A 26,300-nucleotide genomic window follows, 5' to 3' on the forward strand; every position below is an offset into this window, starting at 1 on the left:
GCGCCGTGCCCGCCCCGCCGCATGACGGCGCAGTGCGCGCGCCTGCGTAAGGTGAACCCGTGATTGCCACGCAGCCCGCCCCGAGCACGGCCGGGGCCCGCCACCGCAGAGTGGTGCGGCCGGCCGTGCTGGTCGCGGTGCTGCTCGGGCTGTTCCTCATGCACGGCGGCCCGGCCGCGGCCGGCGGCGGCTGCCACGGGGGCATGGCGAACACGGGGGTGACGCAAACGGCCCCGGACACGATGGCGGCGCACTCGGCCGACCACTCCAGGACCGCGGGCGACAAGGCGACCACGCGCGCCGACGAGACCATGCGAGGCGCGCTGTGCCTGGCCACCCCGCCCCGCTCGGCGATCCCGCTGCCGCCGCTCGCCGTGGCCGCCCTGATTCTCCCGGCTGCCGCCCTCTTGCCACGGGCCCCGCGGGCGTACATGGGCACCCGGCGCAGGGGACCACCCACGGGCGGACGCGCACTACTCCTCCAGGCGTGCGTCGCACAGACGTGACGAGACCCCCGGACACCGGCTCACCGCCGCCGTCCGGCACAGGTCCCGTTCGTCACTCGCGCCACATCGCGGCGCCCACCTGGAAAGACCCTTCATGTCCCAGCGCTCTCGAACGTCCCGCCGCCTTCTCATGACGGCTGCCACCACCTCGGTACTCGCCCTGGGTCTGGCCGCCTGCGGCTCGGACTCCGGCCACGGCTCGTCCATGCCCGGCATGAACCACGGCAACGCGCCGTCCTCCTCCGCACCGGCCGACGCCATGGAGTCGATGCCCGGGATGGACACCGCCGCCACCGGCAACGGCCTGGCCGCTGCCCGGGACGGCTACCGCATGACCTCCCCCACCACCGGCCTCCCCGCCGGCCGGTCGGCCGACTACCGCTTCACCGTCACCGGCCCGGACGGCAAGCCGGTCACCGGCTTCACCGTCGACCAGACCAAGCGGATGCACTTCTACGCCATCCGCAACGACCTCACCGGCTTCCAGCACCTGCACCCGGCCATGGCGAAGAACGGCACCTGGACCGCGCCACTCGCCGCGCTGAGGCCGGGCACCTGGCGGCTCTACACCTCGTTCACGCCGGCCACCGGCTCCGGCAAGGGCAAGGACCTCGTCCTCAGCCGCACCGTGAAGGTGTCCGGCATGCCGATGACCACGTCGCTGCCCAGGGCGTCCGGCACCACCACAGTCGACGGCTACACGATCGCGGTGAAGGGCGATCTGAAGGCCGGCACGGCCCGCCGGCTGACCGCCACCGTCACCAAGAACGGCGAGCCGGTCACCGACCTCCAGCCCTACCTGGACACCTACGCCCACCTCACCGCCTTCCACCAGGGCGACCTCTCCTTCGCCCACCTCCACCCGGAGACCAGGGCGGACGGCGACCACGGCGGGCCCGCGCTCACCTTCCACGCCGAGTTCACCCAGTCCGGAAACTGGCGGCTCTTCCTCCAGTTCCAGACCGACGGCAAGCTGCACACCGCAGCGCTCACCCTCCACGTGAACTGACCGCCGAAGGCCGGGCCGTCCCCCTGCTGGAGGGACGGCCCGGCCCAGGAACGAGCGCCTCGCCCAACGGTCCTCACGACGCAGGCGGCCCCAACCCCGCCACAGAAACACCAGATCAGGGGCCTGATCCACTGTCGTGGATCAGGCCCCTGACTGGTTTGCGGGCCCGGTCAGTACCGCCCGCCAGACACCGGTGTGCTTCCATCAGCGGACCAACCCACGGACCGTCTGCCACAGCCCGTGCTCCACCGGTTGGTCTCGCCCCTGGTCCGCACCCGCCTGCCCGGTCTAGGACACGACCTAGAAGGCTCTGTCGTTGCAACCCATGGACGAGCCGATGTGAGAGTTCTGCCCACCCGCGTTGCCCTCGCCGTTCAGCGCGTTGCCCAGGGCGCCGTTGAGGACGCCGACCTGGCCGAGGACGTCGACATTCAGGTCGTGCGACCTGCAGTGGGCGCTCTGCAGGACGTTGCCGCCGTGCCCGTCGCCCCCGTCGGCAGTGGCGGTGCCGGCGTTCAGGAGTCCGACGCCACCAAGGGCGACGGCCAGGACGACAGCCTTGCGAAGCTTGCGCATGACATCTCCGATGGAGTGAGGTGGGTGCGATCCGTGAGGGATCGACTTCGTACAGTTACCAGACGATAGTATGAAGAATGGCGATATGGCTGTTATGACGCGCCGGGGTTCGTGATCACCTGAGGAAGCGTCCCGGATCCCCTGAAGAAGCGCCCCGGACAACCGCATGGCCTTCCGGCACCGCACACTGATCCTCCGTCAGATCGCCCACGGGTTGACCTCGTACGGCCTGGGCAAGCCCGGCATTCAGCCGAGCACCGGGCGGTTGCGGCGAGTGTTCGACGATCACGGCCGGTCAACTGCCGCTCAATTCCTGGTGGGCTGAGGTCATGAGTGAGGGAGAGAAGATGTTTCCAACTTGTGCGGCTGAGCGACCTTGAGAACGAAGTCGTCATCACTGTCCTCTCACCTGTGGGCTCCCCTTACTCGGAGGCGCGGATCGAGGTGACCAGCACGTTCGTCAAAGGGGGCGTTCGCAGAACATCGGTTCTTGAAATGAGGAGCTACGTCCGGGTGATATCCGGAAGCGGCAATTGACACCTCGCCGAGCGACCGAGCATTTCGGCTCAGCTGAGTCGAAACCCCATCGGTCGCCCGCGGTGGGCTGCCCGTTGTGCGTCTGTCACTCACGGTCGAGGACGATGGGCTGGCAGGATGACCGCCGACATGGGCTCCGCCCACCTGGTCCTGTGCCAACCCGAGCCCGCGATCTGGATCGGCCGCAGTCGGCACCCGGATCGGCTGATCCCGTATCCGTCGTGCCTCCCGCATGGTTCAACGCCTCAGCTCAGCCATCCCGCAATGGCGTTGGCGAGGGCATTACCGCCATGCTGAACCACGGTTCCCGCCACCAGGGCGGGAAGTGCCTGGGCGATCCCTCGAAGTACGCCGGCCTGTGCGTCGGGTGCAGCCAGCGAGGTGTCGACGGTGTCCGCCATGGCACGCAGGACCGCCGCGTTGGCCAGGCCCGCCTCGTTGCGCTCCACATCGGCGCGGAACGAGGCGAGGAGATCTCGTACAGCCTCCGTGTCGACTGCGACCTGGGCAGACGCGGACTGATATACGTGCGAGATGCTCTGCCCCACGACGTTCTGATTCGGGGCGTTGTTGTTGCCACCGATGCTGATGCCCGAGCCGTGTCCCTGCTCCGGTTCGGGGCGACGCCGTCCCACCATCATCACTTGCCTCCCTGGTTGCCGTTGCTCTGGCCGACGCCGCGGATGTCGCTGCCCGCGACGTTCTGGATGGGCGCGTTGTTGTCGCCGTACACCTGGATGTTGGTGATGACCGCGGCCACCTGACGCTCGTACGGGTCGGTGTCCACGCCCAGTTCGTCGAGGTACTCGGCGACGGTCCGGAAGATGCAGGTCTGCATCAGCACGACGTGCCGTTTGGCGTCGTCGCTCTGGTGCATGTCGGTAACTTCTTCAGTGGAGTATCGATCTCGCAGGCTGACCGGATCCTTCTCCTCAGCGCGGCCGTCCTCGGCTTGCTCGCCGCGCCCAAGCCGCGTAACGAATAACCACAGCGCGAGGGGGCCCGCAGCAGCGTCCAGGAGCGACTGCGTTACGACCCAGCCGAGGAGCCGTGTGCCGCGCTTGGCGAGGGGCGTGTCGGTCACCCGCAGCTCGTTGTACAGAGGAGTCATCACGTGAGGCCGCACGGTGAGGCGTAGTTCGCCCGCCTCCAGAGCAGCGTGCACGAACACGCTGACCACGACCTGCCCGTCCCAGCTGACGCACTGCGCCCGCAGATACAACCGGTCCGGCACGCTGGACGGCGACTTGCGTCCCCGGCCTCTCAGGTCCGGCAGCTCCAGCTTCGCCGCGCGGGTGCGCCGCAGCCAGAGCGCCGACGGCAACCCCTTCACCTCCGTGACGGAGAACCCGGGCAGCGGATCAGTGATCTCCCGGGCCCCGCGCCCCAGCTCCCGCAGCGCCGCGCCCATCCGCCGCAACAGGTCTGCCTCTCCGAACGACTTGACCGAGACCTCCGGGTCCTTCGGCTTCAAAGGGATGTCGATGTCGGCAGATCCCCACACGTCACGCCCGGCGCCCACGAAGTTTTCGGGCTCGTCGTAGGGCAGCTCCCGCCTCGCCTGTTCGTTGCCCAGGCGCGCCATCCGGCGTGCGCCCTTCGGAGCGGCCCAGGGCAGCCGATCAGACGACACGCCATCCCGGACGAGCCGGGCCAGCGCCGCCCGCGCCGCGAGGCGGTCACCAACACACACCAACGCGGCCCCGACCAGCAGCGCGAACGGCAATACGAGAAGCCCGATCCGCAGGGCGACGACCTCGCCACCGACCGGCTCGTACGGGACAACCGCGAGCACCCATGGAATGCACAGCACGAGATACGCCCCCCGGGGCGAACTGGCCAGCCGCGACTTTCTTCCCTTGCGTATCGCCCGGTACGCAGCCCACCGCATCAAGAGAGCCACTAGGACGACCACAACCCAGACGACGGCCGCCCGCGGCGCCGCGTACATCACGAGGGCAGCCAGGAACAGCACCATCGACCGTCGTGCCCACCGACGTCGCCGGGCACGCAGACTGTGTGCCATCACTGGTATGAGGTCGAATCCGTATGACGGGACAGGCAGCGGCGGCCCGTGCAGCACGTGATCCACTGCCCACTGCGCCACAGGCTCACCCAGCGGCGGGCAGTCGTCACTGCCCTCCAGGTAGATGCGTCTGCGAGTGCTGCGTCGAGGCTTGTTCGGCTTCTTGCCCTTGCCCCGGAACTTGCGCCACCACGCCTTGACCTCTCCCACTCGGTCAGAACGCGCGTAGACGGCTTGGCACAGCAACCTGGTCACCTCGGAAGAGGTTGGGTCCACCTCACTGGCACGGTCCGCACCAGAGTTCGTGGGGTCGACCTGAATCGGCACCGCCGGCCCCTCGACCCCCCCCTCCCGCCCGCCCCTGGGCCCGCAGCCCCCACCCCAACGCCATGCCGCCCCCGTTCGCAGATCCGGCGGGCATCATCACGGTGAAGTTGGAGAACCACCAGGTCGCAAACGCGACAATGCGCTCAACCTGCAAGTAGAGAGCAGGGATTGACCGAAATCCGCTCCCTCAGAAGGGGGCTGCTGATGAGGTTCCAGTGCTCAACTACGGTGTTCCAGACGCCGCGGCTTGCCTACCATGCCTGAATGCGCGCTTGTCAGCCTGCCCTCAAGGGAGCATAGATTGGCTCCAGTTGATCGTCAGGGGGAGCAGTGGCAGGGCGGGATCTTCGAACGCTGTTCAGCTCGAACGACCGGAGCATCGCCGCCAATGAGGCGTTCACGAACCGGCAGGCACAGTGGCAAGCAGTGACGACCGGCCTCACCGAGCACGTACGGCACATGATCCGTGCGGACTTCGATGTGGAGGACCTGGAGGCTCCCCGCCGCAACGTCCTCGTGTTCCACGGGGTGGGCGGGATCGGTAAGTCCACGCTCTCCCGCAAGATCGAGGCGTCGCTCGCCAACAGCAAGCACCGGCCCGTGCAATGGGAATCGTCGTCCCACCCCGAGGAGCGGACGCTGCCGGTCCGCATCGACCTCGCGCGCGCCGCGGGTATGAACTTCGAGCGCGTCATCCTCACCATCCGCCTCGCCGTCGCCACGCTCGGCCGGCCGATGCCCGCCTTCGACCTCGCTCTGCGCCGCTACTGGGAGCACAACCACCCGGGCGAACCGATCGAGGACTACCTGCGCCGGGGCGGGCTGCTGAGCCGCTTCAGCGCCGCGGCCGCCCTGCCACAGCAAATGGAGTCCGCCCTCAGCGACGTCGCCCAGGCCCTGCTCCTGCCCGGCACCGTCGGGAACGCACTCGGTCACGGGGCCGGAGCGCTCATTAAGGCGTTACGCGAACGGCACCAGTCCGTACGCGCCCTCGCCGGCTGCTCCCGTCTGGCCGATCTCCTGGAAGCCGAGCCCGACCTGGACGCCCTCAGCTTCTACCCGCACCTTCTCGCCTGGGACCTGGCCCAAATCCCGGCCGCCAAGAGCGCACTACCCGTGATCCTGCTGGACACCTTCGAGGACACCGGCGACCGCACCAACCGTGACTTCGAGCGCCTGCTCCAGCGCATTGTGTGGCTGATGCCCAACGCGTTCTTCGTCGTCACCGGACGCAACCGCCTTCAGTGGGCGGAGACGAGCCTCGAAGGGCAACTCGACTGGACCGGGCCAAACGCCTGGCCCGGCCTCGTCCCCGAAACAGCACACGCCGGGTCGGGCGCATCCGGCCGCCAGATCCTGATCGGCGACTTCTCCCCTGAAGACTGCGAGGAGTACCTGGCCCGCAGGCTCAACCGCGACGGGCAGCCAGTCATCGACGAACCGATCCGCCGGATCATCGCCGAGCGCTCCCACGGTCTGCCGCTGTACCTGGACCTGTCGGTCATGCGCTACCTGGAGCTTCGGCGCATCGGCAGTCAGCCACAGGTCGCGGACTTCGAGCACGACTTCCCGGTCCTGATCGCCCGGACCCTCAGAGACCTGACGTCCGAGGAACGCCATGTACTTCGCTCGGTCAGCCTGCTCAGCTCGTTCTCCGTGCCCCTGGCCACCCAGGCCGCCGGCATGCAGCACGACGCGCCTGCTCTACGGCTGACCCAGCGCCCCTTCATCAGGGAGTCCCCCTCCGGGGTGTGGCCCTTCCATGTCCACGACCTGATCCGCGCCGCGATTCGCCATGCGGACGACGGCAGTGACGACCGCTGGTCGGAGCAGGACTGGCAGCGTGCGGCCCAACGCGCCTTCCACGCTCTGGAAGCGCAGTGGCGCCAGAACCTGCGACGGGATCGCGCCTTCCTGGTCGGGTGCCTCCAGCAAGGGCTGCTCCTCGCACGGGACTTCGATCTCGATCTCGGCTGGCTCGCCGATGCGGCATTCCAGTACGTAGGGGACTCGATCTGGGAACCGCTGGTGCTCCCCGCCGCCGATACCGCGTCGGCGAGGAGCGTGCGGACTGCTGCGGATGCCCTGGTGGAAACGCTCAGTGCCATCGCCCGGCGCCAGCATGAACACCGTGAACGCACCGTCAGTCGGCTCGCCGCCGTCCTTGCATCGGGGTTGCTCCCTGATGGCCTGCTCGAACTGCCCGCGTATTACCAGGCGAAGGCCCAGCGAGACCTCGGACTGACCCACGATTCTCGCCAAGGCATGCAGCGTGTCGCATCCGCCGGCGGTCGGCTCGCTTCCGCCGCTCGACGGGGCCTGGCGCATCTGAGCCGAGTGTCCGGAGATTTCCCTGCGACGGTGGAGGCTGCCGGAAGTCTGGGCTGGGCTGGACGGCACCATCGGGTGCTTGGGGACGTGTGGTGGGTGCAGGGAGACATGGAGCGGGCGGCAGCCGCCTATCTGGCGGCCCGGAGCGACGCCGAAGAACACGGTGTGGTCGGCGAGACCGCCGTGGCCCAGGCACATCTCGCCTTCGCCGTATCCTTCGTCGACCCGCTTCGAGCCGACGACGAACTCGACCTCGCGGACCGGCTACTGTCGCCCCTCAGCCTGCGCTCGAACGAGATGACGGCTCGCATCGCCACACTCGTGCGCGATGCAGGATTCGCCCCAGACCTTCCTGACCGGGCGGCCGTCCAGCTCGCAGAAATCGGCGTCTCCGGCATCTCCTACGCCACAGCCAAACTGCAACTGGCCCTGTGCTTCCACCACGCAGTCCTGGATGCCCAGGACAACCTCGCGGCTGGCATTGCCCGCTTGCGCGAGCTCACACAAAACGGCTACTACGCCTACTACGTCGAGATCGCGCACTTCATGGGCGACCTCCCGCTCCCCCCGAACACCGTACGAGCACGGTGGATCGACGGAGAACGACAGACCCGCCGGCGCTGGCGCAATCTTGTTGCGACACGTCGCAATCACCTCGGAACGGCCCACTAACGAGCTCGTGGCTTGGCATTGGGCCTCCTCGCTGCGGCGCGAGCAGAATTCGCGTTGGCAGCCGCGTTAAGACGGGCCAGACGCGCACGTTGCGATACTTCGCCCCCATAAGAGGACCAGCCGTACAGAGACGCAAGGAGTTCGGCTGTAACAGCTGCCGCTGCCGTCATACCAGCCATGGCCCTGGACATTGATGCAGGGGGCCTGGCAACCAACCGACCTCGGCTTTGTGCAGCCGTGATGGCGCATTGCTCCGACCAGACCTCGAATACCTGAGAGAGGCGGGCGAAGAAGGCGGCGGCCGCAGCCAGGCAAATATAGAAGGCGACGAGCCCTACGCCAATGCGTGCAGCGATACCCGGAGTCGGTTCATGGTCGGTCCAAGGCCACCCCATGACCGCATAGACGACCGCCAGACCGGCTGAAGCAGCAATCCATGCAGACCCAAACAGAGATTCCAGGCGGTCCTCGTAGTCATCCTCCTCCTCGCCCTCCTGCTCGGGCCGGCGCTTCGTCGGCGCCGGTTTGCCGGACGTCTTCTTCCCGTAGGGCGGGAGAAAGACCTGCCAGAGGCCACCGTGGACGTCGCCGCCCACAAACGTGCCGGAGCCATGGTTGTGCTGCTCCCGGTGCTCAACGTCCGCCATCTGACGCCCCGCCGTAGTTGAACGTCATCCCACCGTGGACGTCACCACCGATGAACGTTCCAGAGCCCGTGTTGTGCTGGTTCCAGATCTTCGAGGTCGGCGGGGTGGGCACCGCGAGTTCGTCCACCTCGCTCATAGCCTCGCGGTGCTCGGCAAGGTATTGGGCGATGAGCTGTGCCCAGGCGGTCGCTGCCAGCGCCTGAGCGTCTGAAGAGGGCGAGGTGAGCTGTGCGGCGGTGTCATCCACTGCTTGGGCAGCCGCTCTCTGTTGATCCGGAGCGGCCCTGCGGAAGAAGTGCGCGACTTTCAAGCGCATCTTCTCAGCGCCCGACGTGGCTATGGCCGCGACGAGCGTGCCGGCCGCACCGGTGGCCACGGCCATTAATTCGGCGTCGTACATGATCGAGATGTCTCCCCGTTCGTGGTGGCGTGCCGCAGCAACCTACCGGGCACCACTAACACTCCGAGGGGACAATCCGCATACACAGGCTCCGAGAGACCACGCAGCCGGCCCGGCGACACCAGCTCCTGATCGGCACGTCGCGGGGACTCGAACGCGGCGCCTGACCAGGATGAACACCAGGCACCTTGGTCTCAGTTCTGGTCTCATTCACCCCCGTCCGGCGCCGTCCAAGAGCGCCGCGACCACCCACTCCGCCCCAGGTCAGAACACCCCCGTCCCCCACCGAACCCCCGGACGAAGACTTGGAAAGCGTGTTGGGGGCAACCCCTCACGAGTTCGAATCTCGTGTCCTCCGGCTCCGCCCATCAGGGCAAACGCAGCCGGGGAAGTTCTCCACCTCGGTCGTCTGCACCAGCGCGCCGCCGGCCGTGACCGCGCCCTCGAAGACCAGCGGCTTCAGCGAGGCGCGGGCGGTGTAGAGGGCGGCGGTGTAGCCGGCGGGACCGGAGCCGATGACGATGACGCTGCGTACGTCCCCCGCGGTGCTCATGCCTGGGGCTCCGGCGCGATCTCCTTGATCAGGCCATCGACCAGCACCTTGATCTCGTCCCGGATCGGGCGGACGGCCTCGACGCCCTGGCCCGCCGGGTCCTCCAGCTGCCAGTCCAGGTAGCGCTTGCCGGGGAAGACGGGGCAGGTGTCGCCGCAGCCCATGGTGATGCAGACGTCCGACTCCTTGACCGCGTCGACGGTGAGCATCTTCGGCACCTCGGCGGAGATGTCGATGCCGACCTCGGCCATGGCCTCGACGGCGGCCGGGTTGACGTTGGCGCCCGGGTTGGAGCCGGCGGAGCGGACCTCGACGCGGTCCCCGGCCAGGTGGGTCAGCCACGCGGCGGCCATCTGCGAACGGCCGGCGTTGTGGACACAGACGAACAGCACGGAGGGCTTGGCGGACATCAGAGGTCTCTCTTGTCTCACGAAGACATCAGGCGTGAATGACATCAGCACCTGGTGGTATCAGTCACCACTGATGTGACAGTATCAGCCCATGATGACGTCAGTCGACACTGATCTGATCCGGGTTCTGGCCGACCCGCTCAGGCTCCAGATCGTGACCCTCCTCGCCAAAGAGACGCTGTGCACCACCCACCTCGTGGAGGAGACCGGTGCCCGGCAGACCAACCTCTCCAACCACCTGAAGGTGCTGCGCGAGGCCGGGGTCGTCGAGACGGAACCATGCGGCCGCTACACCTACTACCGGCTCAAGCCCGACGTCATCGCCCAACTCGCCGGTCAGTTCGCCGACCTGGCCGAATCCGCTCGCGCCGCCGCAGAGAACAAGAGGGTCTGCCCATGACCGCCGCCGAAGCCACCACCGCCGCGGAGTCCCACCCTGCCGCGCCTGCGTCTGAGTCCGCGGCTCCCGCGCCGGGTGCCACCCCGGCACGCACCCCGCTGGTCGCCCGTGCCGCCGCCGAGCTCATAGGCACCGCCCTGCTGGTGGCCGTCGTGGTCGGCTCCGGCATCCAGGCCACCGAACTGACCAAGGACGTCGGCCTGCAGCTGCTGGCCAACTCCACGGCCACCGTCTTCGGCCTCGGCATCCTCATCCTCCTGCTCGGCCCGGTCTCCGGCGCCCACTTCAACCCCGTGGTCACGCTGGCCGAGTGGTGGACCATGCGCCGCGGCGGCGCCGGTGTCACGCCGCGCCAGGTGGCCGTCTACGTGCCCGCGCAGATCGTGGGAGCCATCGCGGGCGCGATCCTGGCGGACGCGATGTTCGGCGAGCCGCTGGTTAAGTGGTCCACGCATGACCGCTCGGCGGGCCATCTGCTCCTCGGCGAGGTCGTCGCGACGGCCGGCCTGATCCTGCTGATCTTCGGCCTGGCCCGGGCGAACCAACTGCGCTTCGCGCCTGTCGCGGTCGCCTCCTACATCGGCGCCGCCTACTGGTTCACCTCGTCCACGTCCTTCGCCAACCCGGCGGTGACGATCGGCCGCGCGTTCACCGACACCTTCGCGGGCATCGCCCCCGGCTCCCTGCTGGGCTTCATCGGCATGCAACTCGTCGGCGGGGTGGTCGGACTGGCCCTGGTGGCCCTCATCTTCATGCCGGGGCGTGCGGCCGACTCCGAGGTTTGATGCCCGAAGCTGTGGCTTACAGCCAGCCGTTGCGCTTGAAGCCTCGGTGGAGGAGAAAGCAGGCGGTGGCGATGACGGAGAGGACGAGCGGGTAGCCGAAGGTCCAGCGCAGTTCGGGCATGTGGTCGAAGTTCATGCCGTAGACGCCGCACACCATGGTGGGTACGGCGATGATCGCCGCCCAGGCGGTGATCTTGCGCGCGTCGTCGTTCTGGGCGACGGCGACCTGGGCGAGGTGGGCCTGGAGGATGGAGTCGAGCAGGGCGTCGAAGCCGGTGATCTGCTCGGTGACGCGGGCGAGGTGGTCGGCGACGTCGCGGAAGTAGGCGCGTATCGCGGGGTCGATGGTGCGGGGCGGAGTGGTGACGAGCGCGTCCAGGGGGCGGCCGAGCGGGACCACGGCCCGCTTGAGTTCCAGGAGTTCGCGCTTGAGCTGGTAGATGCGGCCGGCGTCCGCCGTCTTCGCGCCCTGCGGGGAGAAGACCTCCGTCTCGACCGCGTCGATGTCGTTCTGGACGGCGTCGGCGACGCTCACGTAGTCGTCGACGACGTGGTCGGCGATGGCGTGCAGCACCGCGGAGGGGCCCTTGGCCAGCTGTTGCGGCTCGGCTTCCAGGTCCTCGCGCAAGGGGCCGAGGGAGCCGTGGCGGCCGTGCCGGACGGTGACGACGAAGTCGGGGCCGGTGAAGACCATGATCTCGCCGGTGTCGACGACCTCGCTGGTGGCGGTGAGCTGCTCGTGCTCGACGTAGGTGACCGTCTTGAAGACCGCGAACAGGACGTCGTCGTAACGCTCCAGCTTGGGCCGCTGGTGGGCCTGTACCGCGTCCTCGACGGCGAGCGGATGCAGGTCGAACAGCTCGGCGACCCGCGCGAACTCCGTATCGCTGGGCTCGTGCAGGCCCAGCCAGACGAAGCCGTCACGGTGCCTACGGACCCGGGCAACGGATTTCTCGACCGTGGGGGCGGTGTCCTGGCGGACGCCCGCGCGGTAGATGACGCAGTTGACGACCGAGGATCCGAGCGGGGAGCGGGCCGGGTGGCTGAGGTCCACGCGGCGGCGGTTGCGCCGCGTGAGGCGGGCCACTTTGCGCAGGTTGCCGACCATCGACATGCGGGACTCTCCTTTCCCCTGGTCCGGCCAGTGTGCCAGCCGGATGGAACAGGTCAGAGCCGGTACCCGTGGGCGGCGCTTATTCCATGGGCTGACGGGCCGGAGAGCGCCGCATCCCCGGTGTGAGCTCGGTATGAGTCCGGTGTGACGACGGCGGCTCCGCCGACTGCGCGGGCCGCGACGGCTGGTCGGGCGGGCGTCGCAGCGGGCCGCGACGGTAAGTGCGGGTTGGTGGCGGGGACGGCGGCGGGCGTATGCTCTGCGTTGTTTGAGGCACCTCGTTCGGTGAGGCGTCTTCACGGACACAGGCCACTGACCCGACGACGTCGAGAGACGCCCAGGTTCAGGACACCTCTCCCCGGCCTAAGGGGTGAGGCCAAGTGGCTTCCCGCCCAAGAGGGCGAGATTACGCCGTGGAGTGCCAAAGCTCTGACGAGTTGGGGTGTACCAGGAGCATCGCGTCCTGGTCCGCTCCTTGCCGAGTCGTGGTGACACCCATGGGTGTCCCGGCCGGAGGGAGGCGAGAGATGGACAGTAGTCCGGGCCATAGTCGGCCCCATTCCGCGTTGCCGTCGTTCTTGCCGTCCAGCCGCGGCACGAGGCAGCCGATCGCTCCCTGACCATTCCAGTCGTCCGGCACCGTCGCCGGCCGCCCGTCACGCCTGCCCAAATGCAGTGTCGTGCGCGGATTTTCCCTGGTCAGGGCTGATGGCGCTGCCCGCTGCCGCCTTGTGCCCCGCCGACTCGTCGGGGCTAGGGGGTGTTCACCTTGGCCACCAACACTCTGCTCATGTCCACCACCGCCCGCCTGCGCGGCCGCCGCGTCCAGCTGGAACGCCGGGCCACCGCCTCCAAGGCCGTACGAGCCTCCCTGGTCTCGCTGGCCGGGCTGATCGGCGGCCCGGTCACCAACCAGGCCGGGGAGGAAGTCGGCCGGGTCGTCGACGTCGTCGCCCGGCTGTACGGCGCCGAGCCGTATCCGCCGGTGACCGGCCTGGTCATCCGGGTCGGCCGGCGTCACGCCTTCCTGCCCGCCGACACGGTCGAGAAGGTCCACGCCGGGCGGATCGCGCTCCGCACCGCTCGCCTGGACCTACGCGAATACGGGCGCCGCCCGGGTGAGGTGCTGCTCGCCCGCGACGTGCTCGACCACCAGCTCGTCGACGTCGACGGAGTGCAGGTCACCCGCGCCGCCGACCTGTACCTGGCCCCGCTGGCCGACCGCGTCGTGCTGGTCGGCGTGGACGTCAGCCTTCCCACCCTGCTGCGCCGTCTCGGCCCGCGCCGCTGGCAGGTTCGCCCGACCCCGGAGCGGGTGCTGGACTGGCAGTCCGTCGCCCCCTTCGCCGAGCACGCCACCGACGGGCCCGCCCAGGTCCAACTGCGCGCCTCGCGCCAGGGGTTGCACCAGCTGCGCCCCGGCCGACCTGGCCGACCTTCTGGAAGACCTCGGCCGCGCCGAGCGCCAGCAGTTGCTGCACATGCTGGAACCCGCCGCCGCGGCGGACGCGCTCGAGGAGATGGAACCGGCCGAGCTGGAGAACCTGCTGCGCGAGGCCGAACCCGAGCACGCGGCCCAGCTGGTGGAGGCGATGGAGCCGGACGAGGCGGTGGATGCGCTGCGCGACCTGCACGACGACGAGCGCGAGCGCCTGCTGGACCGTATGCCCACCGCACGGGCCGGGCACCTGCGCCGCCTGCTTGCCTACCCGGAGGGCACCGCCGGCGGCGCCATGACCACGCTCCTGGTCACCGCCCGCAGCGAGCAGAGCATCACCGAGGTGCGGGCGGTGCTGGCCGCCCAGGCCGAGCACCGCACCGAGATCGACGCGATCGCCGTGGTGGACGACGACGGGCGGCTGGTCGCCGACGTCGCCCTGTTCGACCTGGCGGTGGCCGAGGACGCCACCAAGGTCGGCGAACTGACAGGCTGGCTGGCCCAGTTCGGCCCGCCGGTGACCGTGCATCCGGACACCCGGCTGTCTGAGGCGGCCGAGCAGTTGGTGGCCGCGCGTGTGTCCTCCCTCCTGGTCGTCGACGACACCGGCCGCCCGCTGGGCCGCATCCTCGCCGACGACGTCCTCGACACCCTGCTGCCCGAGCGCGGGCGCCTGCACTTCCGGAGGTTCCTGCAGTGACCACCCGCGACCTCGACACCTCCACGGCCGCGCCCGCCACTGCCCCCGTCTCCCGACGCCGGGGGCTGGGCCGCCTCGCGGTGATCGCCGCGATCGCCGGTCCCGGGCTGGTCGCCGCGAACGCCGGCAACGACGCCGCCGGCATCGCCACCTACGCCTCCGCCGGCTCCCAATTCACCTACGGCACGCTGTTCTTCATGGTGCTGGTCACCATCGCCCTGGTCATGGTCCAGGAGATGGCCGTACGCCTCGGCGCCCACACCGGCAAAGGGCTCGGCGCCCTGATCCGCGAACAGTTCAGCCTCCGCCTGACCGCGCTCGCGGTGTTCTGCCTGCTGCTGGCCAACACCGGCCTGGTCGTCTCCGAGTTCGCGGGCATCGGCGCCGCCTTCGAACTCCTCGGCGTGCCCAAGTGGGCGGTCATCCCGCCGGCCGCGATCCTGCTCTGGTCGCTCGTCCTCTTCGGCTCCTACCGATGGGCCGAGCGCATCTTCCTGATCATGTCGCTGGCGTTCTTCGCCTATCCCATCGCGATGATCCTCGGCCACCCGCACTGGGCCGATGTCGGCCACCACCTCGTCATCCCGCACATGGAGCCCAGCAAGGACTTCATCCTGCTCGCGGTCGCCCTGATCGGCACCACCGTCAGCCCCTACATGCAGTTCTACGCCGCCGCAGGCGTCGTGGACAGGGGCGCGAAGCCGGAGGACTACAAGCTCATCCGCGCGGACGCCGTGCTCGGCGCGGTGTTCGCCTGCATCATCAGCCTGACCATCATCATCGCTACCGCATCGGCCATCGGCGGCACCGGCCCGCTCAACTCCGCCGCCCAGGCGGCCGAGGCCCTCAAACCGGTCGCCGGCCAGAACGCCGAACTCCTCTTCGCCCTGGGCCTGATCGGCGCCTCCGCCCTCGCCGGCGCGGTCGTGCCCCTCTCGGCCAGCTATGCCATAGGAGAGGCGGCAGGCGTGGAACGCTCCGTCTCCCGCAGCTTCCGCGACGCACCCCTGTTCCTGGGCCTGTTCACCGCGCAGATCGTCCTCGGTGCGGCCGTCGCGATGACCCCGGTCGACGTCATCCAACTCCTCATCGGCACCCAGGTCCTGCAGGGCCTGATCAACCCCGTCGTCCTGGTCTACCTGCTCGTACTCACCAACCGCCGCTCCGTGCTCGGCACGGCGGCCAACGGGCCCCGCTACCGCATCGCCGCCACCGCCGTGGTCGTCGGCGTCGGCAGCATGTCCACGATCCTGCTCATCCAGACCGTCCTCGGCTGGTTCGGCCTCGGCTGACCCGGCCCCAGTACACGAAGAGAAGGTTCCACGATGAAGAAGTACGGGCCCTACCTCGTGGCCGCCGCGCTGCTCACCTGGATCACCACCCTGGTCGTACTGATCGCCCTCGACCCTCAGCCCGTTCCCTGACAGCGCGCTCCGGCCGGCAGGACTGGCACTTCCCGTGTCAGCGGTGCTCGTCGGCCAGGGTGAGCTGTCGGCGGTGGAAGTCGAAGTGCCGGGTCGGGTAGCGGTAGAGGTCCGCGATGGTCATGACGTCGTGGAAGAACGGGTCCCAGCGGGTCGGATAGTGCATGCCGAGCGCGAGATCGGGCTCCCGTTCGGCGTCGAGGCGGCGGTGCAGTGAGGCGATCACGCGGTCGAAGGCCCAACCCATCCGGCGGCGTCCGAACACGCGCGCCCCGCCGACCGGGCCCAGGTAGTTGACGACGTCGAAGGGCCTGGTGCCGGTGTTCAGAAGTCGGGCGAAGCCCCGGCTGACGCCAAGCGGGAGTCGTCCGAAGATCCGCAGCAGGACCAGCAGCGGGCGGATCAGGATGTAGCCGAACAGCATGTGGAACAGCATCTGTTCGTTGGTCCAGCGGGTGCCGTCGGTGGGCCCGCGCAGGTCGGCCCCGGTGGCGTCGTCGAGGAGTCGGTGGAACGTCGCACGGGTGCGCTCCAGTTCCTCGTGGATCGCCTGACGGTCAACAACTGCGTTGCTCATCGGACTCACCCCTGCCCGCGGCCCGTCCAGTCGGTTCAGCCCAGGCCGCTGAGCATCTGCCCCATCGCGGCCACCACCGATGGCTCCACCCGGTAGTACACCCAGGTGCCGCGCCGTTCGGAGGTGAGCAGCCCGGCCTCCTTCAACTTCTTCAGGTGGTGGGAGACCGTCGGCTGGGAGACCCCGACGTCGGAGATATCGCACACGCACGCTTCGCCACCCTCGTGCGAGGCGACCAGCGAGAACAGCCGCAACCGGACCGGATCGCCGAGTGCCTTGAACTTCCGGGCGGTCTTCTCGGCCTCGTCGGCGGTCAGCGGTCGCTCGGTGAGCGGAGGGCAGCACGGCACCACGACATCGGGGACCTCGGGTTCCAGGAGTGGCAGCGCCGTCGTATTCGACATGCATCTATGTTGACATACGTCGAACCAGAATGGCGAGGGGCGGTTCACCCCAGGCGAGGGGCGCACGGCCAGGCGACCCTCGCCTGGGAATTCGATGAATGTCTATGTTGACGCTTGTCGATTCAGGTGCCATCCTGGCCGCACAAGACATCGACAAACGTCGAAACAAAGGGGATCCTCGTGGCTGCGTCCACTAACAGCGTGCTCACCACCGACCAGCTGCCCGTCGTGGTCATCGGAGCCGGCCCGATCGGACTGGCCGCCGCCGCCCATCTCGTCGAGCGCGGCATCGAACCCCTGGTCCTGGAGGCCGGCCCGGCAGCTGGCAGCGCCGTACGCGATTGGTCCCACGTCCGTCTCTTCTCGACCTGGGGCGAGCTCATCGACCCGGCCGCCGAGAAGCTCCTCGCTCCGACCGGCTGGGTCCGCCCGGACGCCTCCGGCTACCCGACCGGCGGCGACTGGGCCGAGCGCTACCTCCAGCCGCTCGCAGACGTCCTCGGCGAAACGGTCCGCTACGGCACGACGGTCACCGGTGTCGCCCGCACCGGCCGAGACCGCATCGTCGACGCCGGCCGCGACGAGCAGCCCTTCACCGTGCACCTCCAGTCCGCCGACGGCCACGAGGAGCGGATCACCGCCCGTGCCGTCATCGACGCCTCCGGCACCTGGTCCATCCCGAGCCCGATGGGCGCCGACGGCCTGCCCGCCCTCGGCGAGAAGTCGGCCGCCGACCGCATCTCCTACCGCGTCCCGGACCTGAAGGACCCGGCCGTACGGGCCCGTTACGCGGGCAAGCGCACCGCCGTCGTCGGCTCCGGAGCCTCCGCCTTCACCGCCCTCGCCCTCCTCGCCGACCTCGCGAAGGAGGAGGACGGCACGCACGCGGTGTGGATCCTGCGGCGCGGCATCGGCGCGAACACGTACGGCGGCGGCGAGGCCGACCAGCTCCCCGCCCGAGGCGCCCTGGGCCTGCGCGCCAAGGAAGCCGTCGAGGCCGGCCACGCGAGCGCCGCCATCGGCTTCCGCACCCAGGCCGTGGAACGCGACCGCAACGGCCGGCTCGTCCTCATCGCCGAAGGCGGCCGCCGCCTCGACCCGGTCGACGAGGTCATCGTCCTGACCGGCTTCCGCCCCGACCTGTCTTTCCTCTCCGAACTCCGCCTCGGCCTCGACGAACGCCTCCAGGCCCCCACCGCCCTGGCCCCGCTGATCGACCCGAACGTCCACTCCTGCGGCACCGTCTACCCGCACGGCGTGAACGAGCTCTCCCACCCCGAGCAGGGCGTCTACCTGGTCGGCATGAAGTCCTACGGCCGCGCCCCGACCTTCCTCGCCATGACCGGCTACGAGCAGGTCCGCTCCATCACCGCCGCCATCGCGGGCGACCAGGAGGCCGCCGAACGCGTCGAACTCACCCTCCCTGAGACCGGAGTCTGCGGCGGCGCGGGCCTGTTCGACGCCCCCGACGCCGCCCAGAGCGGTGAAGGCGGCGGCTGCTGCGCCGCCCCGGCCACTCTGCAGATCGACATCGGTGCCCCTGCCACCTCTGGTGGCTGCTGAACGCCCCATCCGCCCAAGGCGGTTCGCAGTCATACGGAGGATCAGGGCCCCTCCGCTTCTACGGACAGTCAGTTGCAGCAATCGCAGCCTGAGCGGCAGCCGCACGCGGCAGCCGCCTCAGCGTCGACGGCCGGGCCCCCTACCGAGGAGGGCGCGCAACAACCCTTGCCCTGCCAGGCGTCACGGCCTTCCTTCGTGGCAACGGCGGCAATGACGAGGGCGGCGATGGGGTCGGCCCAGGACCAGCCGAGGGTGGCATTGAGGACCAGGCCGACCAGGAGCACGGCCGAGAGGTACGTGCACAGCAGGGTCTGCTTGGAGTCGGCGACCGCGCTGGCGGAACCGAGTTCACGGCCCGCGCGGTGTTGAGCTGTTGACAGGAACGGCATGACCGCGAGAGAGAGGGCGGCGAGCACGATGCCGGGAATGGAGCGCTCCGCCTCCCCTGTGCCTGTGAGCGCGCGGACGGCATCGACAGCGACGTAGGCGGCGAGCGCAAAGAAGGACAGCGCGATGATCCGCAGGGTTGTCTTCTCTCGCGCCTCGCGCACTGCGTGCTCACGGGCGGAGAACTGCCAGGCCACCGCGGCAGCGGAGGAGACCTCGATGACCGAGTCCAGGCCGAAGCCGACCAGGGCGGTGGAGGAGGCGAGCGTGCCGGCGGTGATGGCGACGATCGCCTCGACGACGTTGTAGGAGATGGTCGCCGCGGCCAGAAGACGTATCCGGCGGGCGAGCGCATCCCGGCGGGCCGGGGACGGGCCGAGGGATATCGCGGTCATCAGCAGCATCCCTTCTCGTCGGCGTCGGCACAGGTGCGGTCGGTCTCGACAGCCACCACAGCGGCGCGAAGGTCGTCCAGCGCGTGACCGAGACGCTCGTCCGCCAGCTCGTAACGGGTGCGGCGGCCGTCAGGCACGGTGACCACCAGACCGCAGTCGCGCAGGCAGGCGAGGTGGTTGGAGAGCCGGGTCCGCGAGATGCCGAGGGCATCGGCGAGATCGGCGGGATAGACCGGCGCCTCCCGCAGCGCAAGCAGGACCCGGCAACGGATGGGGTCGGCGAGCGCACGACCGAACCGGGCCAGCACGTCGATGTCGGAGGCAACAGTCAGCACAGCACGACAGTACATAGATTCCTGAATTCAGGAAAGCCTGGATCGTCAACGCGGTAAACCTGCCCCGCAACGGGCAAGTGGGGTGCACGGCCCGGTCGAGGGTGTGCACGGCGCCGGCACGATCGCCCTGCGGGCACAGGCCGCGCGTCAGTCGGCATCCAGCAGTTGGCCCCTTCGATGCCCGTCGGCATCACCTCGGTCGTCTCCCGAAAGGTCTGCCGCGCTCCCAGGCGCAGGAGCATCGACCACAGAGACCGACGAACGCTCTTCACCTCGCACGACCGGAGCATCCCCGCCAATGAGACGTCACGAACCGGCAGGCGCAGTGGAAGGCAGTGACGGCCGACCCGCCAGTTCCCCGATCCGGGCCACCGTCGCTCCGGTCTTCGGGCACGCCCACACCGCTGTGTCCGCCACGACCGTCGCCGTCAGGGGATGCGTGTCCGGGTGGGCCGGGCAGTTCGGCCATACCGCCGGTGCGCCCTCGGACCACAGCGCTTCCACCGCCCATTCCTGGGCCTGATCCGCGAGGTTCGCCAGCCGCTCCGCGGCGGTGCCGCCCTGCGGCGAAGTCAGGCCCTGGCCCGAGCCGTCCGGGGCATGGAGCATGATCCCGTATTTGTCGTCCACGCGGATGCGCGGCCGCACCGCGCACTGCGCCCGGAGGTCCCGAAGTACCGTCTCCAAGCCTTCGGCGAATTCCACGTCGTCCACAGAGGCGCCCCGATCGCATCGCGTAGGACTGTCTGTCCTGGCTTCCACTATGCCGCCGACCGCAGGAGCCAAGAACGCGGTGCCGCTGGATCCGGACAGCGCGGGATCGGCGGTCGCCGACGGTCCGACCACCTGGCCTCGGCCCCAATCCACCGCTCGGTTCCAATACAGGCCCGGGCGGGTCGGTGGCGTGGGTGAGGGAAGACCGGCCGGCCCGGGAGCTCACGGTCGCTGGGGCAACCTCGACGATCAAGCGCTGGCGCGGGCTACAGGCTCACGTCGCGGCTGCGGATGTCGTCCAGGGACTCGCGGCGTACGAGGAGACGGGCGCAGCCGTCACGTACCGCGGCCACCGGTGGGCGGCCGACGAGGTTGTATCCGGACGCCATGGACAGGTGGTACGCACCCGCCACGGGCACGGCCAGCAGGTCTCCGGGGCGTACGTCGCCGGGGAGTTCGACGTCTGCAGCCAGGATGTCTCCGGCCTCGCAGTGTCGGCCCACCACCGTCACTCGGGCCGGGTCGGCGAGGCCGTTCCGGCCGATGAGGCGGGGGGCGTATCGGACGCCGTACAGGGCCGGGCGCGGGTTGTCGCTCATGCCGCCGTCCACGGCGACGAAGACGGTGTCGCCCGAGCGCTTCACGGACAGGACGCGGTACAGGGCGATGCCTGCGGGGCCCGCGATCGCCCGTCCCGGTTCGATGATCAGGCGAGGTACGGGGAGTCCGGCCGTCGCACAGGCGTCGGTGAGTTCGGTGCCGACCCTACGGGCCAGTGACGTCAGGTCCAGGGCCTGCTCGCCGGGGCGGTAGGCGATCCCGTGTCCGCCGCCGAGGTCGAGTTCGGGCAGGACCAGGCCGTACTGTTCGTGCAGCCGGGCCATCAGGCCGACCATGCGGCGCACAGCGGCAATGTACGGCTTGACGCTCGTGATCTGCGACCCCAAATGACAGTGCAGACCGGTCAGTTCGAGTTGCGGCTGGTCGAGTATGCGGGCGATGGCGTGCTGGGCGTAGCCGTCGGCGATGGACAGGCCGAACTTCTGGTCGTCCGTGCCGGTGCGGATTTTGTCGTGGCCGCCGGCGCTGATGCCGGGCACCACCCGGACCATCACCTTCTGGTGGCCGCCGGGTCCGACGGCCGCGGCGAGCCGGGCGATCTCCGACGGGCTGTCGATGACGATACGGCCGACGCCCAGACGCAAGGCAGTGTCCAGGTCGCGCGGGGACTTGGCATTGCCGTGCAGGGTGATCCGCTCCGGCGGGAAGCCGGTGGTGACGGCGAGTTCGAGCTCTCCGGCCGAGCAGACGTCCAGGCCGAGCCCCTCCTCCTCGACCCAGTGGGCCATGGCCCGGCACAGGAACGCCTTGGCCGCGTACAGGACTTCGGCCTCGGGGAAGGCATCCCGGTAGGTGCGGCAGCGGTCGCGGACCTCGGCCTCGTCGAGGACGTAGACGGGGGTGCCGAAGCGGTCGGCGATCTCCGCGAGCGGTACGCCGCTCACCGCGAGGTCGCCCGGACGGGGCTCGGTGGTCGAGGCGGGCCACACCGACAGTGCGGCGGACGCAGTAGTGGCAGTGGGTTCGTGAACAGTGGTCATCGTGTGCGCCCCTCTCAGGCGATCCGCAGCGCGGGGACAGGAATGGCGGGCTCGACCGGTGCGGGAGCCGATGCCGAGAACTGCGGGTCCACCGTGATGGTGGTGATGCCGAGCGGGGCGGTCAGTGTGCGCAGGGCCGGCTCGGCGAGGCGGATCCACGCCTGGTCGGAGCCGAGCGTGGCGGTCAGGCGCTGTGCGGAGGTGAAGCCGACGGCCGTACGGTCGCCGAGCGGGGTGCGGAAGAGCCGGGCCGCACAGCCGGAGGGGCCCGGCCGGACCGGGACGTACAGGAGTCCGGCCGGGAACCGATCGGAGGGCTCGGGGTCTTCGTCGTAGGGAAGCTCTGTCATGGAATGCCTCCGGAGGGGCGGGGAGCGAGTGGTCTTGAAGGCCCCGGACGCGGGGAGGCGGACCAGGGCTCGCCTTCGACGTTATGCCCGGTGTCCCCGGCTCCCGGAAGTGCCCTGACGGGACGCTGACGTCGATCCGGACGACCTTGACGGAGCGCTGACGCTGCTGGTGAAAGGGGGTGGAAGAGGCCGTCAGAAGGGCGCCAAGAAGTGGCGCGAAGGGTGGTCGGAAGCCTCGGAACGGGGGTGAGATGGAGGCGTTCCGAGGAGGATCCAATGTCCGAGTTCCACCTGCCGTCGACCGCTCGCCTCGTGGTGGGAGTGAGCGGTTCGCCGGGCAGTCTCACCGCCCTGGTCCGGGCTGCCGAAGAGGCCAGGCGCCGTGGCGCCGAGCTCTGGCCGGTGCTGGCCTGGGAGCCGCCCGGCGGTGACCTCGCGGCCCGCAGGTCCCCGGCTGCAGCCGTCATGGTCCCTCAGTGGGAGCGGATGGCGCGGGAGAGGCTGCTCAAGGCGTTGCGTGACGTGTTCGGCGGCACGGACTCCGGGCTGCCTGGGCAGGCCCTCGTCGCCCGAGGCACCCCGGGACGGGTGCTGGTGCAGCTCGCCGACCAGGAGCGCGACGTGATCGTGGTCGGCACCGGACGGCGAGGCTGGCTGCACCGCGCGTTCTGGCCGTCAGTCAGCCGTTACTGCCTGGCCCACGCTGGCTGCCCTGTCGTCGCGGTGCCACCGTCCCCGCTCCAGGCAGCGCTGGAGACCGCACACCGCCGGAACCTCCTGCGGCTGCGGCTGGACACCGGGCGACTTGAGCGGGAGTTCGACACCGTGCCGCCCGGCGCCTGAACGCTTCAGGACGTGGTCGCGGCCGGCAGGTCTGGCTGTTGCGGCAGTCGTTCGGGGGCCGTCCGTACGGCGAGCACCATGGTGAGGCCGCCCCCGGGCGTGTCCTCGGCGTGCAGCGTGCCGCCGACGGCCTCGGTGAAGCCGCGGGCGACCGCGAGGCCGAGGCCGACACCCGCGCCGCGGGGTGAGTCGCCGTAGCGCTGGAAGGGTTCGAAGATGCGGTCCTTGGCCTCGTCCGGGACGCCGGGTCCGCGGTCGACGACCCGGACCTCGACCCGGTCGGCGATGGCGCTCGCCGACACCAGGACCTTCTCGCCGGGCGGGCTGTACTTGACGGCGTTCTCCACGACGTTGGCGACGGCCCGCTCCAGCAGCCCCCGGTCGACGTGGACCATCGGCAGCGTCTCGGGGATGTCCAACTCCACGCTGTCCTCCGGCACTCCGCCGAGCGCCATGGGCACGACCTCGTCGAGGTCGGTCTCGCGGATGATGGGGGTGACGGTCCCGGTCTGGAGGCGGGACATGTCGAGCAGGTTGCCCACCAGGAGGTCGAGCCGGTCGGCGCCCTCCTCGATGGCCTGGAGGAGTTCCGTCTGGTCCTCTTCGGACCACTCGACGTCGTCGGAGCGCAGCGAGGTCACAGCGGCCTTGATGCCGGCGAGCGGGGTGCGCAGGTCGTGGCTGACGGCGGCCAGCAGCGCCGTGCGTATCCGGTTGCCCTCGGCCAACTCCTTGGCGCGGTCCGCCTCACGCTGCAGCCGCTGGCGGTCGAGGACGACGGCGGCCTGCGCGCCGAACGCGGCCAGCACCCGGCGGTCGGCGGCCGGCAGCACGCGGCCACGCAGGGACAGGGCCATGTGGTCGCTGATGGGTACGTCGACGTCCGCGTCGTCCGGATGCTCGGCGGGCCCGGAACCCACACTGCCGGCACAGGTCCAGGGGGCCGTTTCGCCGGTCCGCTCCAGCAGGGCCACCGACTCCATGCCGAAGGTCTCCCGCACCCGTTCCAGCAGGGCCTCCAGCGAGGTCTCGCCGCGCAGGACGCTCCCCGCGAGATAGGAGAGGATCTCCGACTCGGCGCGCAGCCGCGCCGCCTGGTGGGTGCGCCGGGCCGCGAGGTCGACGACGGAGGCCACCGACACGGCCACCCCGACGAAGATCGCGATGGCGACGATGTTCTTCGGGTCGTCGATCGTCAGGGTGTGGACGGGCGGGGTGAAGTACCAGTTCAGCAGCAGGGAGCCCACCGCTGCGGAGCCCAGTGCCGGGAACAGGCCGCCCAGCAGCGCCGCCGCCACCGTCAGGGTCAGGAACAGCAGCATGTCGTTGGCGAGGCCGACGTCCGGGATGGCGCTGGTCAGCAGCCAGGTGAGCAGGACGGGGCCCAGCACACCGACGAGCCAGCCCCAGATGACCCGGGAGCGTCCCAGGCGTGCTCCGCGCGCCACGGGCAGTCCGCGGCCCTTGCCCGCCTCGTCATGGGTGATGAGGTGGACGTCGAGGTCGGGCCCGGAGTCGCGGGCGACCGTGGCACCGACACCCGGACCGAAGATGTTCTGCCAGCTCCTGCGCCGCGAGACGCCGAGCACGATCTGGGTGGCGTTGACCCCGCGCGAGAAGTCCAGCAGGGCCACGGGAATGTCGTCGCCGACGACCTGGTGGAAGGTGCCGCCGAGGTCCTCCACGAGGGTGCGCTGGACGGCGAGTTCCTTCGGGGAGGCGGCGGTGAGCCCGTCGCTGCGGGATATGTAGACGGCCATCACTTCGCCGCCTGCGCCCTTCTCCGCGAGGCGGGCGGCCCGCCGGATCAGCGTCCGCCCTTCGGGGCCGCCGGTCAGACCGACGACGATCCGCTCGCGCGAACCCCAGATGGTCGAGACCTGGTGCTCGCTGCGGTACTCGTTGAGATACGCGTCGACCCGGTCGGCCACCCACAGCAGCGCCAACTCCCGCAGGGCGGTGAGGTTTCCGGGCCGAAAGTAGTTGGAGAGAGCCGCGTCGACCTTGTCCGACTTGTAGATGTTGCCGTGTGCCATACGGCGGCGCAGGGCCTGCGGCGACATGTCGACCAGCTCGATCTGATCGGCTCGCCGTACGACCTCGTCCGGCACGGTCTCCCGCTGCCGTACCCCGGTGATCGACTCGACGACGTCGCCCAACGACTCCAGGTGCTGGATGTTGACGGTCGAGACCACGTCGATACCGGCGGCCAGCAGTTCCTCGACGTCCTGCCAGCGCTTGGCGTTGCGGGAGCCGGGGATGTTGGTGTGGGCGAGTTCGTCGACCAGGGCCACCTGGGGCCCGCGGGCCAGGACGGCGTCGACGTCCATCTCGGTGAAGGTGGTGCCCCGGTACTCGATCTCCTTGCGCGGGATCTGCTCCAGGCCGTGCAGCATCACCTCGGTGCGCGGCCGGTGGTGGTGTTCCACGAAGGCGACCACGCAGTCCGTACCGCGCTCGATACGGCGGTGTGCCTCGGAGAGCATCGCGTACGTCTTGCCGACGCCCGGTGCCGCACCGAGGTAGATCCGAAGTTTGCCGCGTGCCATGTCATCCCTCGAAGCGGTAGCCCATGCCGGGCTCGGTGATCAGATAGCGGGGGTGGGAAGGGTCCGTCTCCAGTTTTCGGCGCAGCTGAGCCATGTAAACCCGCAGATAGTTGGTCTTGTTGCTCTGGGTGACCCCCCAGACCTCCTGGAGGAGGTGCTTCTGCGTGATCAGCCGGCCGGGATTGGTCACCAGGATCTCCAGCAGGTGCCACTCGGTCGGCGTCAGCCGCACGTCCCGCCCGCCCAGGACGACTCTCTTCGCGAGCAGGTCGATGCTGAAGTCCGCCGTCTCGACGAGGACCGTCTCGGGGACGAGCGGCGTGTCCTCGGTGCGGCGGACGGCCGCCCGCAGCCGGGCCAGCAGCTCGTCCATGCTGAACGGCTTGGTGATGTAGTCGTCGGCGCCCGCGTCGAGCGCGGCCACCTTCTCGTCGGACCCCTGCCGGGCGGACAGGACCAGGATCGGCACACGGGTCCATCCCCGCAGGCCCTTGATGATGTCGACGCCGTCCATGTCCGGCAGGCCCAGGTCGAGCATGACGACATCGGGCTGCCGCGCGGCGGCGAGCCTGAGGGCCGTGGCGCCGTCGGGGGCGGCGTCCACTCCGTACTTGCGCGCCTGCAGGTTGATGACGAGGGCCCGTACCAGCTGCGGGTCGTCCTCCACCACGAGCACCCGGGTCATGGGTGTGTGCCTCTCCTGTTGTACGTCGGGCCGTGCGCGCCG

26 protein-coding genes, 1 pseudogene and 1 riboswitch are annotated in these 26,300 nt (G+C 69.6%); of the genes and pseudogenes, 9 read left to right on the plus strand and 18 right to left on the minus strand.

Going from position 1 to position 26,300, the window contains the following annotated elements; genetic code table 11:
* Positions 1-59 precede the first annotated feature (59 nt).
* Both ABT254_RS13290 and ABT254_RS13295 read left to right on the plus strand, forming a co-directional pair.
* On the plus strand, positions 60-506 hold the full coding sequence (locus ABT254_RS13290) for a hypothetical protein (protein WP_351467946.1): 447 nt from the start codon (positions 60-62) through the stop codon (positions 504-506).
* A gap of 130 nt (positions 507-636) precedes the next feature.
* Positions 637-1,515 (plus strand): DUF8832 domain-containing protein, encoded by an 879-nt coding sequence (locus ABT254_RS13295; RefSeq protein WP_351467949.1) that lies wholly within the window; start codon positions 637-639, stop codon positions 1,513-1,515.
* 300 nt (positions 1,516-1,815) lie between these two features.
* Here ABT254_RS13295 and ABT254_RS13300 read toward each other — a convergent pair whose 3' ends face one another.
* The 3 genes from ABT254_RS13300 to ABT254_RS13310 all read right to left on the minus strand — a co-directional run bounded on the left by ABT254_RS13300 (position 1,816) and on the right by ABT254_RS13310 (position 4,606).
* Positions 1,816-2,091 (minus strand): hypothetical protein, encoded by a 276-nt coding sequence (locus tag ABT254_RS13300; protein ID WP_351467952.1) that lies wholly within the window; start codon positions 2,089-2,091, stop codon positions 1,816-1,818.
* A gap of 782 nt (positions 2,092-2,873) precedes the next feature.
* Positions 2,874-3,269 (minus strand): hypothetical protein, encoded by a 396-nt coding sequence (locus tag ABT254_RS13305; protein WP_351467954.1) that lies wholly within the window; start codon positions 3,267-3,269, stop codon positions 2,874-2,876.
* Entirely contained in the window at positions 3,269-4,606 is a 1,338-nt protein-coding gene (locus ABT254_RS13310; RefSeq protein ID WP_351467957.1) for an AbeC-like domain-containing protein, read from the minus strand. Before ABT254_RS13310 ends, ABT254_RS13305 begins: the two co-directional genes overlap by 1 nt.
* Positions 4,607-5,407: 801 nt before the next feature.
* Between ABT254_RS13310 and ABT254_RS13315 the strand changes: the two genes are divergently transcribed.
* Complete coding sequence (locus ABT254_RS13315; protein ID WP_351467959.1) at positions 5,408-7,984, plus strand: ATP/GTP-binding protein; 2,577 nt, start codon at positions 5,408-5,410, stop codon at positions 7,982-7,984.
* Positions 7,985-8,617: 633 nt separating this feature from the next.
* On the opposite strand, the gene ABT254_RS13320 is transcribed toward ABT254_RS13315, so the two are convergent.
* From ABT254_RS13320 to ABT254_RS13330, 3 genes and pseudogenes are all read right to left on the minus strand, one after another.
* Positions 8,618-9,031, minus strand: a complete 414-nt coding sequence (locus ABT254_RS13320) for a hypothetical protein (RefSeq protein ID WP_351467961.1) — start codon at positions 9,029-9,031, stop codon at positions 8,618-8,620.
* A gap of 382 nt (positions 9,032-9,413) precedes the next feature.
* Positions 9,414-9,584: pseudogene (locus ABT254_RS13325) on the minus strand (FAD-dependent oxidoreductase); the annotation flags it as partial.
* Positions 9,581-9,994: an arsenate reductase ArsC gene (locus ABT254_RS13330; RefSeq protein ID WP_351467964.1), complete on the minus strand. Its 414-nt coding sequence runs from the start codon at positions 9,992-9,994 to the stop codon at positions 9,581-9,583. The pseudogene ABT254_RS13325 and the gene ABT254_RS13330, both read right to left, overlap by 4 nt.
* Positions 9,995-10,085: 91 nt before the next feature.
* On the opposite strand from ABT254_RS13330, the gene ABT254_RS13335 reads away from it, so the two are divergent.
* Both ABT254_RS13335 and ABT254_RS13340 read left to right on the plus strand, forming a co-directional pair.
* Positions 10,086-10,394, plus strand: a complete 309-nt coding sequence (locus tag ABT254_RS13335; RefSeq protein ID WP_351467967.1) for an ArsR/SmtB family transcription factor — start codon at positions 10,086-10,088, stop codon at positions 10,392-10,394.
* A complete protein-coding gene (locus ABT254_RS13340) occupies positions 10,391-11,179 on the plus strand; it encodes an aquaporin (protein WP_351467970.1) in 789 nt (262 codons plus the stop codon). Before ABT254_RS13335 ends, ABT254_RS13340 begins: the two co-directional genes overlap by 4 nt.
* A gap of 16 nt (positions 11,180-11,195) precedes the next feature.
* On the opposite strand, the gene ABT254_RS13345 is transcribed toward ABT254_RS13340, so the two are convergent.
* The 3 genes from ABT254_RS13345 to ABT254_RS13355 all read right to left on the minus strand — a co-directional run bounded on the left by ABT254_RS13345 (position 11,196) and on the right by ABT254_RS13355 (position 13,701).
* Positions 11,196-12,293, minus strand: a complete 1,098-nt coding sequence (locus tag ABT254_RS13345) for a magnesium and cobalt transport protein CorA (RefSeq protein ID WP_351467972.1) — start codon at positions 12,291-12,293, stop codon at positions 11,196-11,198.
* 270 nt (positions 12,294-12,563) lie between these two features.
* Positions 12,564-12,742, plus strand: a riboswitch (M-box (ykoK) riboswitch).
* Between the two features lie 304 nt (positions 12,743-13,046).
* Positions 13,047-13,295, minus strand: coding sequence for a hypothetical protein (locus ABT254_RS13350; RefSeq protein ID WP_351467975.1), 249 nt, complete (start codon positions 13,293-13,295; stop codon positions 13,047-13,049).
* Positions 13,296-13,386: 91 nt separating this feature from the next.
* Positions 13,387-13,701, minus strand: coding sequence for a hypothetical protein (locus ABT254_RS13355; protein WP_351467978.1), 315 nt, complete (start codon positions 13,699-13,701; stop codon positions 13,387-13,389).
* A gap of 64 nt (positions 13,702-13,765) precedes the next feature.
* Between ABT254_RS13355 and ABT254_RS13360 the strand changes: the two genes are divergently transcribed.
* Both ABT254_RS13360 and ABT254_RS13365 read left to right on the plus strand, forming a co-directional pair.
* Complete coding sequence (locus ABT254_RS13360) at positions 13,766-14,431, plus strand: magnesium transporter MgtE N-terminal domain-containing protein (protein ID WP_351467981.1); 666 nt, start codon at positions 13,766-13,768, stop codon at positions 14,429-14,431.
* On the plus strand, positions 14,428-15,723 hold the full coding sequence (locus tag ABT254_RS13365; RefSeq protein WP_351467984.1) for an NRAMP family divalent metal transporter: 1,296 nt from the start codon (positions 14,428-14,430) through the stop codon (positions 15,721-15,723). The genes ABT254_RS13360 and ABT254_RS13365 overlap by 4 nt, the downstream gene beginning before the upstream one ends.
* Before the next feature lie 169 nt (positions 15,724-15,892).
* Here the strand turns inward: ABT254_RS13365 and ABT254_RS13370 are convergent, their stop codons facing one another.
* Positions 15,893-16,432, minus strand: coding sequence for a DinB family protein (locus ABT254_RS13370; protein ID WP_351467987.1), 540 nt, complete (start codon positions 16,430-16,432; stop codon positions 15,893-15,895).
* 35 nt (positions 16,433-16,467) lie between these two features.
* Positions 16,468-16,836, minus strand: coding sequence for an ArsR/SmtB family transcription factor (locus ABT254_RS13375; RefSeq protein ID WP_351467990.1), 369 nt, complete (start codon positions 16,834-16,836; stop codon positions 16,468-16,470).
* A 180-nt stretch (positions 16,837-17,016) separates the two neighbouring features.
* Here ABT254_RS13375 and ABT254_RS13380 point away from each other — a divergent pair, with 180 nt between their 5' ends.
* Positions 17,017-18,399 carry an NAD(P)-binding domain-containing protein gene (locus ABT254_RS13380; protein ID WP_351467992.1) on the plus strand — a complete coding sequence of 461 codons (1,383 nt, stop codon included), beginning with the start codon at positions 17,017-17,019 and terminating at the stop codon, positions 18,397-18,399.
* A gap of 68 nt (positions 18,400-18,467) precedes the next feature.
* On the opposite strand, the gene ABT254_RS13385 is transcribed toward ABT254_RS13380, so the two are convergent.
* The 5 genes from ABT254_RS13385 to ABT254_RS13405 all read right to left on the minus strand — a co-directional run bounded on the left by ABT254_RS13385 (position 18,468) and on the right by ABT254_RS13405 (position 22,181).
* A complete protein-coding gene (locus ABT254_RS13385; RefSeq protein WP_502971970.1) occupies positions 18,468-19,190 on the minus strand; it encodes a cation efflux transmembrane domain-containing protein in 723 nt (240 codons plus the stop codon).
* Entirely contained in the window at positions 19,181-19,516 is a 336-nt protein-coding gene (locus ABT254_RS13390; RefSeq protein ID WP_351467998.1) for an ArsR/SmtB family transcription factor, read from the minus strand. The genes ABT254_RS13385 and ABT254_RS13390 overlap by 10 nt, the downstream gene beginning before the upstream one ends.
* Before the next feature lie 306 nt (positions 19,517-19,822).
* Entirely contained in the window at positions 19,823-20,230 is a 408-nt protein-coding gene (locus tag ABT254_RS13395) for a hypothetical protein (protein ID WP_351468000.1), read from the minus strand.
* Between the two features lie 266 nt (positions 20,231-20,496).
* Positions 20,497-21,831 (minus strand): diaminopimelate decarboxylase, encoded by a 1,335-nt coding sequence (gene lysA / locus ABT254_RS13400; protein ID WP_351468003.1) that lies wholly within the window; start codon positions 21,829-21,831, stop codon positions 20,497-20,499.
* A gap of 14 nt (positions 21,832-21,845) precedes the next feature.
* Positions 21,846-22,181, minus strand: a complete 336-nt coding sequence (locus ABT254_RS13405) for an SAV_915 family protein (RefSeq protein ID WP_351468006.1) — start codon at positions 22,179-22,181, stop codon at positions 21,846-21,848.
* Between the two features lie 276 nt (positions 22,182-22,457).
* Between ABT254_RS13405 and ABT254_RS13410 the strand changes: the two genes are divergently transcribed.
* Positions 22,458-23,024 carry a universal stress protein gene (locus ABT254_RS13410; protein WP_351468009.1) on the plus strand — a complete coding sequence of 189 codons (567 nt, stop codon included), beginning with the start codon at positions 22,458-22,460 and terminating at the stop codon, positions 23,022-23,024.
* A gap of 5 nt (positions 23,025-23,029) precedes the next feature.
* Here the strand turns inward: ABT254_RS13410 and ABT254_RS13415 are convergent, their stop codons facing one another.
* Positions 23,030-25,573 (minus strand): DUF4118 domain-containing protein, encoded by a 2,544-nt coding sequence (locus ABT254_RS13415; RefSeq protein WP_351468012.1) that lies wholly within the window; start codon positions 25,571-25,573, stop codon positions 23,030-23,032.
* A 1-nt stretch (position 25,574) separates the two neighbouring features.
* Positions 25,575-26,258, minus strand: coding sequence for a response regulator (locus ABT254_RS13420; protein ID WP_351468015.1), 684 nt, complete (start codon positions 26,256-26,258; stop codon positions 25,575-25,577).
* Positions 26,259-26,300 lie beyond the last annotated feature (42 nt).

The organism is Streptomyces sp. NPDC001137 (genome assembly GCF_040298885.1).
Classification (GTDB): domain Bacteria; phylum Actinomycetota; class Actinomycetes; order Streptomycetales; family Streptomycetaceae; genus Streptomyces.